This window comes from Bacillus sp. 7_6_55CFAA_CT2 (assembly GCF_000238655.1).
Lineage (GTDB): Bacteria > Bacillota > Bacilli > Bacillales > Bacillaceae_G > Bacillus_A > Bacillus_A cereus.
Map to the genome: position 1 here is coordinate 851,206 of NZ_JH414709.1, position 6,901 is coordinate 858,106.

Here is a 6,901-nt window from a genome sequence, read left to right on the forward strand (position 1 = left end):
TTTATCGTTGTAGGATGCACTAATATCTTCAGTTGATGTGCACGGGGTTAGCCCCATCTTTTTTCATTTCTTTGTAGTAATTTTTAAACACAGTGTATTGATATTGGGTTAACCCGAGAATTTACACTTTATGTAATACAAAGAAAAGTGAGGGGAAAGTGATGGGAAGTTTACGATTACATATAGAAAATAAAAAAAGAAACCAAGAACTAAGAAATATTTGTTTATATTCAATTGCAAAAACAATATCACTATTCGGTAGCTCTATTTATAGTTTTGCATTAGGATTGTATGTTTTACAAATAACCGGATCTGCGTTAAATTTTGCGATTACGCTCATATTAGGAACAATTCCAATGATTGTTATGAATCCATTTGCTGGTGTCATTGCTGATAAGGTTGATAAAAAGAAACTCGTCGTTTGCATGGATGTATTAAGCGGGTGCTTATTAATAACTGTTTATATATTAAGCAACTATTATGGATTAAACTTATTCATTATTTATACTACTACCTTTCTTATGACAGTATTTACAACGTTTTTTGGAATAGGATTAGAGGCCGTAAAACCGAATATGGTTACTAAAGAACGGTTAATGCGTATTAATTCTATAAGTAAAATTATCGATTCTATATCTTTAATTTTAGGGCCTATGTTAGGGGGCATTGTTTTTGCAGTCTTTGATATAAAAACTTTTATCATTATTAACGGTATTTCATTTATCCTTTCGGCTATATCCATATTGTTTATAAACTTTAAATTGTGCGAGCAAAACATAAATGAGGAATGTTCAATTAGAGAAATTAATTTTATTGAAGATATAAAGGAGGGATACTCTTACTTATTGGAGCGGAAAAGCTTAAAAAATACTTTTAGTATTTTAATTTCACTTAATTTCTTTTTAGGCTTTGCTGTAACTGTTCCATTGCCATACATTATTAACACAGTTCTCAATCTTAGTTCTAAGCAATTTGGTATGATTCAAGGGACTTTTCCGATAGGTATGATAGTTGGTGCAATATTAGTAAAAAAGATAACTGATTGTTTTTCTTATTCTTATCTATTGAAGAAAATAAGTTTTATGTTGGCAATTTTTATGATAGTTTCAGGAATACCTGTTTTATTTAAATCTATTGTAGTAAATAATTTGGTATATGTTACTACGTATTGCATGATTATGTTCTTTTTAGGATTTATGATAGCACAAATTGATATTCCTTTAATGTATTTCATGCAAAATGAGATTCCTGAAGAATATAGAGGAAGAGTTCTTAGTATTGGATTAAGCTTAGGTAAAATAATGCAGCCAATAGCACTTGCAATATCAGGACTATTATTAAATTTCATTCCAGCCTACACGCTTCCCATTGCAGGGGGGATGGTATTTTTTATTTTGAATAAAATTTTAGCAAATAAGTTAAATTTAGAAATTCATTCAAAAGATTATAGTGTTTAACGTAACTTAAAAAGCGCAGGATTAGAATCCTGCGCTTTTCTATCGTAATTCAGCTGTTTTTCTAATAACAATCTTATCAATTTCATCTTCTTCATCACCAATAAATAATCCTCGTTCTTTTAAATATGCTTCAAAATATAAATCTGCTTCAGCGCGTTCGTCATATGGCTTTACAGAGAGAACGAAACCTAATTTGTTTTGTTCTTCTAAATGAGAAGTGGAGATGTAAGCCGGTACATTATGGCGTAAAAAGAGTTCTTTAACCGGAATAATCATATCTTTCATTAATTTCGTTAGCATACCCATTTCAAACTCGAAATTAAAGCGATCTATACTAGATAAATCAGCGAATACTACACCGATAAAACCTGTATTAAATACTTCTTGATATTCTACATCTTCGTCATGGCCGCCGTAAAAATTCTTTTCGATTAAATAATTGACAAAATAAGCAACGCCATCACTTTGTTCAAATGGTTTCGTTGAAAGAACAAAGCCAATTTTCTTTTGTTTATGTAAATACACACATGACATGTATGCTGAAATGTTATGTTCTTTAAATAAAGCACTTGTTGCTCCAGAGAGACCATCTAATACGTGATGAACAATTTGAAGTTTTTTACGAGCGAAATAATAGGATTTCTTTTGTAACTCCAATGTATCAATAAAGACAGAGCCGATAAAGCCTGTATTTGAAATAATAGGTGCTTGCTTTTTTCTTCCTCTGCGCTTTAATGGAGCCATTGTTAAAATCATCCCTTCATGTACGTTTAAAATAAAAAGAACGTTTGTTCGTATATTTATATTTTACTATTAAAACGCTATAAAGTAAAGGGTTTTTGATGAAAATATAACAAAAAAGACACCTTATAAAAGGTGCCTTAAACGCTGTAGGGAATAGGGTTTACCCTAACTATTTATATTATGATACAGAAACAATCTCTTCTGTATCTTCTACATCTAAATGACAGTCCATAGTACGAACATCTTGATCTTCATGACTTCCGAAATAAATAGTAATTTTCATATGTATCGCTCCTTTATTCTAGGAATACCTAAAATAATTACTAGTAATGTTAATATTTATTATATACCACTTTTTTCATTCCGACAACGTTATATCATTTTTAATTATTTTAAACTATAGAGCACAATTTAAAGAGGTACTTTTTATAGAAAAAGGTAAATTTCTAATATGTTATATTTAATATAGAAGAATTCGAGGATTACTTTTTATGAAAAGGAGAACTATTGATGAATTATAAACAACTACTAATAGATAACTTTGCATTTAAAACTTCATATGTTGCGCAATTTGTGCCCGGAATGAGTATAAAAGAAACGAAAGATTATATTGCTGTTGATTGCGGATTACCTGCCGATACATTCAATATCATCACTCTACTAAACAATAATTTAACGGTAGGGATAGAGAAATTATATAAGGAGGTAGAATACTATAATCAAAAGAAATTTCCAATGAGTGTTTGGTTATGGGATGAGGAGCAAGAGCGGGATATAAAAAGCAAGTTAAATAAAATCGGTTTAAAAGAAGCGGAGCAAAATATTGCGATGGTAGCAGACTTAAAAACAATTTCTCCAACAATAAACATGCCAGTAAGTTTTACAATTCAACAGGCATCTTCACCTGCACAAATAAAAAAATTTGGAGAAATGTTAGCTAATCTATTCGGCACATCAGAAGAAGGTATACATGTACAAGCATTCTATAATCAAATTTCTAATCTTGATTTATGGAACAGTGAAAATATGAAACTATTTTTAGGATTTTATGAAGGGGAAGTCGTAACTGTTGGTTCATTGATATGTTCAAAAGATAGTATTGGTATTTATGACATCGCAACTAAAGAGAAAATGAGAGGACGAGGATTCGGATCTACTATGTTCAATTTCCTTCTGCAAGAAGCACAAAAATTAAAAAATATGTATTGTGTGTTACAAGCTTCACCCGATGGAATCAACATTTATAAAAAATCGGGATTTCAAGCTATTGGCAAAATGACTGTATTGGAAAATCGACATTTAATTGAGTAAATCATTCAAGTTAAATCGTCTTTATATAGGAGCTTATAAATCGTTATGAAAAAGATATATCTCGCTACAATAATTTGTGCCTTTATAGTAATAAGTATCTTTGTTTTTCAGAAAATAAATGAACATAAGTATACTAAAGCTATTAATCAATCAAATCATATAAAAAATATCGCACATAGAGGTGCTTCTGCGTATGCACCTGAACATACAATAGCAGCATATCAATTAGGCCAACAAATGAATGGAGATTATATAGAAATTGATCTTCAAATGACAAAAGATGGACATTTAGTGGCTATGCATGATGAAACAGTAAACCGCACTACAAATGGTACGGGTCTAGTTAAGGAACATACATTAGAAGAAATAAAGAAACTTAATGCAGGTTCTTTTTTCAATGAAAAGCATCCAAGTTTAGCAAAGAAAGACTTTGAAGATGCTAAAGTCCCAACACTAGAAGAAATTATTGAAACGTTCGGGAATGGTGCAAACTATTATATTGAAACAAAATCACCAGATGAATACGCTGGTATGGAAGAGAAGCTATTAGAAATTATAAAGCACTACGAAATAAGTGATAACGTTATTATTCAATCATTTAGTGAAGAAAGTCTGCAAAAAATTCATAGTTTAGATGTTACTTTACCGCTAGTACAATTACTACCTTACAAAAAGGCAGTTCAATTAACTGAATTAGAGATAAAAAAGTATAAAACATACTGCATCGGTCTTGGGATGAACTATAAATATATTGATTCCGCTTATGTAAAGAGAATAAAGAAACACGGATTAGAAGTTCATCCATTTACTGTAGATAATGAAAAAGATATGAAAAAGTTACTTTTATGGGGCGTTGATGGGATGTTTACTAATGATCCGGATCGTTTACATTCAATATTATTGGATTTGAAAAGTCATGAATAAGAAGTGTTATTCATAAAGGAAAAATTTACACAACCCGTATATTAGGATTATCAATGCAAGAAGGCATGTAGCATATAAAAAGAAAATACCAAAAACCGCAACTGGAAGACTTAAGTTGTGGTTTTTTTATTGCTTCGATTTCAACTTACAAAGTTTGAAGCTAGAAGTGAAAACCTTTTTAGCTGAATTGGCTTCCTATGTATTTGTACTTCGTATCGTTGTAGGTATATGTACAACCCGTGAGACGAGTTTTGCATAGGATAATAGAAAAGGAGATGTTGCATATTGAAATACCACAATAGAAATGTAAGTAATCTGAATAAATTAGCGGATAATACGAAAGCTGCAGCTTTTAAGTGGTATCAGTACTGTATCGACAATGGAATTGAAGTATTAATTTATGAAACAATCCGAACGGTCGAGCAACAACGTGAATATGTTCGTAAAGGAGCATCACAAACGATGCGCTCATATCACTTAGTAGGACAGGCATTAGATTTTGTTCCAATTCAGTCGAATGGTACAGAAGATTGGAATGGCTATAATAAAGAACTGTGGGCATCAGCAATTCGTTATGCTAAACAAATTGGTTTTGAATGGGGCGGTGACTGGAAAGGATTTGTAGATAGCCCGCATTTGCAATATAACTACAAAGGATATGGAACGGATACTTTTGGAAAAGGTGCTCAAAACGTAGTGGCTCCTCCCACGTCGAATGATAGTGTAGGGATTGCTTATATTAACGGTAGTAATGTAAATTTACGAAAAGGACCTGGTACTGGATATGGCGTTATTCGTCAATTAGGGAAAGGAGAGTCCTACAAAGTATTTGGGCAATCAAATGGCTGGTTAAATCTCGGTGGCGATCAGTGGATTTTTAACGATCCATCATATATTCGTTATACGGGAGGAAATGTGCCAACACCTTCACAATCATCAAATGAGGGTATAGGTGTAGTTACTATAATCGCTGATGTATTACGTGTTCGTACCGGCCCAGGAACAAATTACGGCATTGTGAAAAACGTGTATCAAGGTGAAAAATATCAATCATTTGGATATAAAGATGGTTGGTATAATGTTGGTGGAAATCAATGGGTTTCTGGTGAATATGTTACGTTTGTAAAGTAAAAATAAGAGCCGTCCTGTTGGGCGGCATTTTATTTTAAATATTCATAGGGCGAGCACTCATGATATCATTCGTGATACATAGATTATAATTTTTCATTCTAATAATCAGAAAGTAATCAAAATGTAATTAATTTCAACTACGCTTTTTATATTTTTTTGATACACTGGCTACGAGGGGGATACCAATTAAGGTGGGTAAAAACCAAAACCATATTGGCGGAAGTAAATTTATAATGGGAATATGGATGCCGACATTTACTAAAAGTGCGGTGACTGCACCTATATAAGAACCTAACATACCTCTAATGTGGTGATGGAGCCAATTTTTCCAACGTTTTTTTCGTGCAAGGTATCCATAAATCGCAAATGAATAAGAGAAGATTGCTACATAAAATAAATATGCGATTTTATCCCAGTTTATAATGGATAATATAATGGCAGTAACGGTGATAACGACATAGGATGCGTGATATATTTCACCCCATTCCGTATGTTTACCTTTCTTCTTTTGAGCAACCATCGCTATTATCCCAGTTATTAAACATATCATTCCAAATAATATGTGGATGGTTAAAAGAATGTTGAAAATGCTCATCATAATTCCTCCCTTTTTATTTTTATAGTATTGCAGCATAGGAGAAAAGTTGAAACATATTGTTTATTCACTTTAATATATTGAAGTAAAGGTACTTCAAGAACAAGTTTAAACGGACAAATTTTTCTTGAGTTTAGTGAGACACGTATTACGTGAAATGAAGGAGAGACTTCCATGTTTACATCTATTACATATTTACAATCAGGGAATGACAAGCAACAAAAAGTATATGATGTTTTGAACAAACTAAATATTATGGAGGATTTAGCTTTATATAATCCCGTTCTTTGCGGGACAATCCCTATAAGAATTGATACTCCTCAATCTGACTTAGATATTGTAATGGAAGTATATAACTTTGATGTTTTTGAGCAGGAAATGAGATCTTTATATGGTTCTTATAGAGGGTTCAATATAAAAAAGAAAAAATAGAAAGGTACTGAATCGATAAAGGTGAATTTTGAATTCGAAGGTTTTGAATTTGAATTATTTGCTCAACCTAAGCCAGTGCGTAATCAAAATGCATATAGACATATGATAGTGGAGCACATGTTATTAATGCAGCATCCCCATATAAGGGAAGAAGTTATTCACTTAAAGGAACAAGGTTTAAAAACAGAACCTGCTTTTGCTCAAGTATTAAATATTGACGGAGATCCTTATGAAGAACTTATTTTATTAGGGCAGGAAATGAAATTGTGGTAAATAAGATACGTAAAAAAATACCTCGAAAAACAAA

General features: G+C 31.8%; 6 protein-coding genes and 1 pseudogene. 5 read left to right on the forward strand and 2 right to left on the reverse strand.

Annotated elements, in window-relative coordinates; translation table 11 throughout:
• Window positions 1-161 precede the first annotated feature (161 nt).
• Window positions 162-1,457 (forward strand): MFS transporter, encoded by a 1,296-nt coding sequence (locus tag HMPREF1014_RS13320; RefSeq protein ID WP_000535163.1) that lies wholly within the window; start codon window positions 162-164, stop codon window positions 1,455-1,457.
• Window positions 1,458-1,496: 39 nt separating this feature from the next.
• Here the strand turns inward: HMPREF1014_RS13320 and HMPREF1014_RS13325 are convergent, their stop codons facing one another.
• Entirely contained in the window at window positions 1,497-2,201 is a 705-nt protein-coding gene (locus HMPREF1014_RS13325) for a hypothetical protein (protein WP_000035356.1), read from the reverse strand.
• 510 nt (window positions 2,202-2,711) lie between these two features.
• Here HMPREF1014_RS13325 and HMPREF1014_RS13330 point away from each other — a divergent pair.
• The 3 genes from HMPREF1014_RS13330 (at window position 2,712) to HMPREF1014_RS13340 (ending at window position 5,567) form a co-directional block, all read left to right on the forward strand.
• Entirely contained in the window at window positions 2,712-3,512 is an 801-nt protein-coding gene (locus HMPREF1014_RS13330; RefSeq protein WP_001107064.1) for a GNAT family N-acetyltransferase, read from the forward strand.
• A gap of 45 nt (window positions 3,513-3,557) precedes the next feature.
• A complete protein-coding gene (locus HMPREF1014_RS13335) occupies window positions 3,558-4,436 on the forward strand; it encodes a glycerophosphodiester phosphodiesterase (RefSeq protein WP_000725622.1) in 879 nt (292 codons plus the stop codon).
• Between the two features lie 285 nt (window positions 4,437-4,721).
• Window positions 4,722-5,567 (forward strand): SH3 domain-containing protein, encoded by an 846-nt coding sequence (locus HMPREF1014_RS13340; RefSeq protein WP_000873732.1) that lies wholly within the window; start codon window positions 4,722-4,724, stop codon window positions 5,565-5,567.
• Window positions 5,568-5,700: 133 nt separating this feature from the next.
• Here the strand turns inward: HMPREF1014_RS13340 and HMPREF1014_RS13345 are convergent, their stop codons facing one another.
• On the reverse strand, window positions 5,701-6,162 hold the full coding sequence (locus HMPREF1014_RS13345; RefSeq protein ID WP_000021726.1) for a hypothetical protein: 462 nt from the start codon (window positions 6,160-6,162) through the stop codon (window positions 5,701-5,703).
• Window positions 6,163-6,336: 174 nt separating this feature from the next.
• Here HMPREF1014_RS13345 and HMPREF1014_RS31280 point away from each other — a divergent pair.
• Window positions 6,337-6,867: pseudogene (locus HMPREF1014_RS31280) on the forward strand (DUF4269 domain-containing protein).
• The last annotated feature ends 34 nt before the right edge of the window (window positions 6,868-6,901 follow it).

What these genes read in the sequence shown, in the direction of transcription:
- HMPREF1014_RS13320 (WP_000535163.1), top strand. Translation starts at nt 162, where the DNA reads ATGGGAAGTTTACGATTACATATAGAAAATAAAAAAAGAAACCAAGAA.
- HMPREF1014_RS13325 (WP_000035356.1), bottom strand. Translation starts at nt 2,201, where the DNA reads ATGGCTCCATTAAAGCGCAGAGGAAGAAAAAAGCAAGCACCTATTATT.
- HMPREF1014_RS13330 (WP_001107064.1), top strand. Translation starts at nt 2,712, where the DNA reads ATGAATTATAAACAACTACTAATAGATAACTTTGCATTTAAAACTTCA.
- HMPREF1014_RS13335 (WP_000725622.1), top strand. Translation starts at nt 3,558, where the DNA reads ATGAAAAAGATATATCTCGCTACAATAATTTGTGCCTTTATAGTAATA.
- HMPREF1014_RS13345 (WP_000021726.1), bottom strand. Translation starts at nt 6,162, where the DNA reads ATGAGCATTTTCAACATTCTTTTAACCATCCACATATTATTTGGAATG.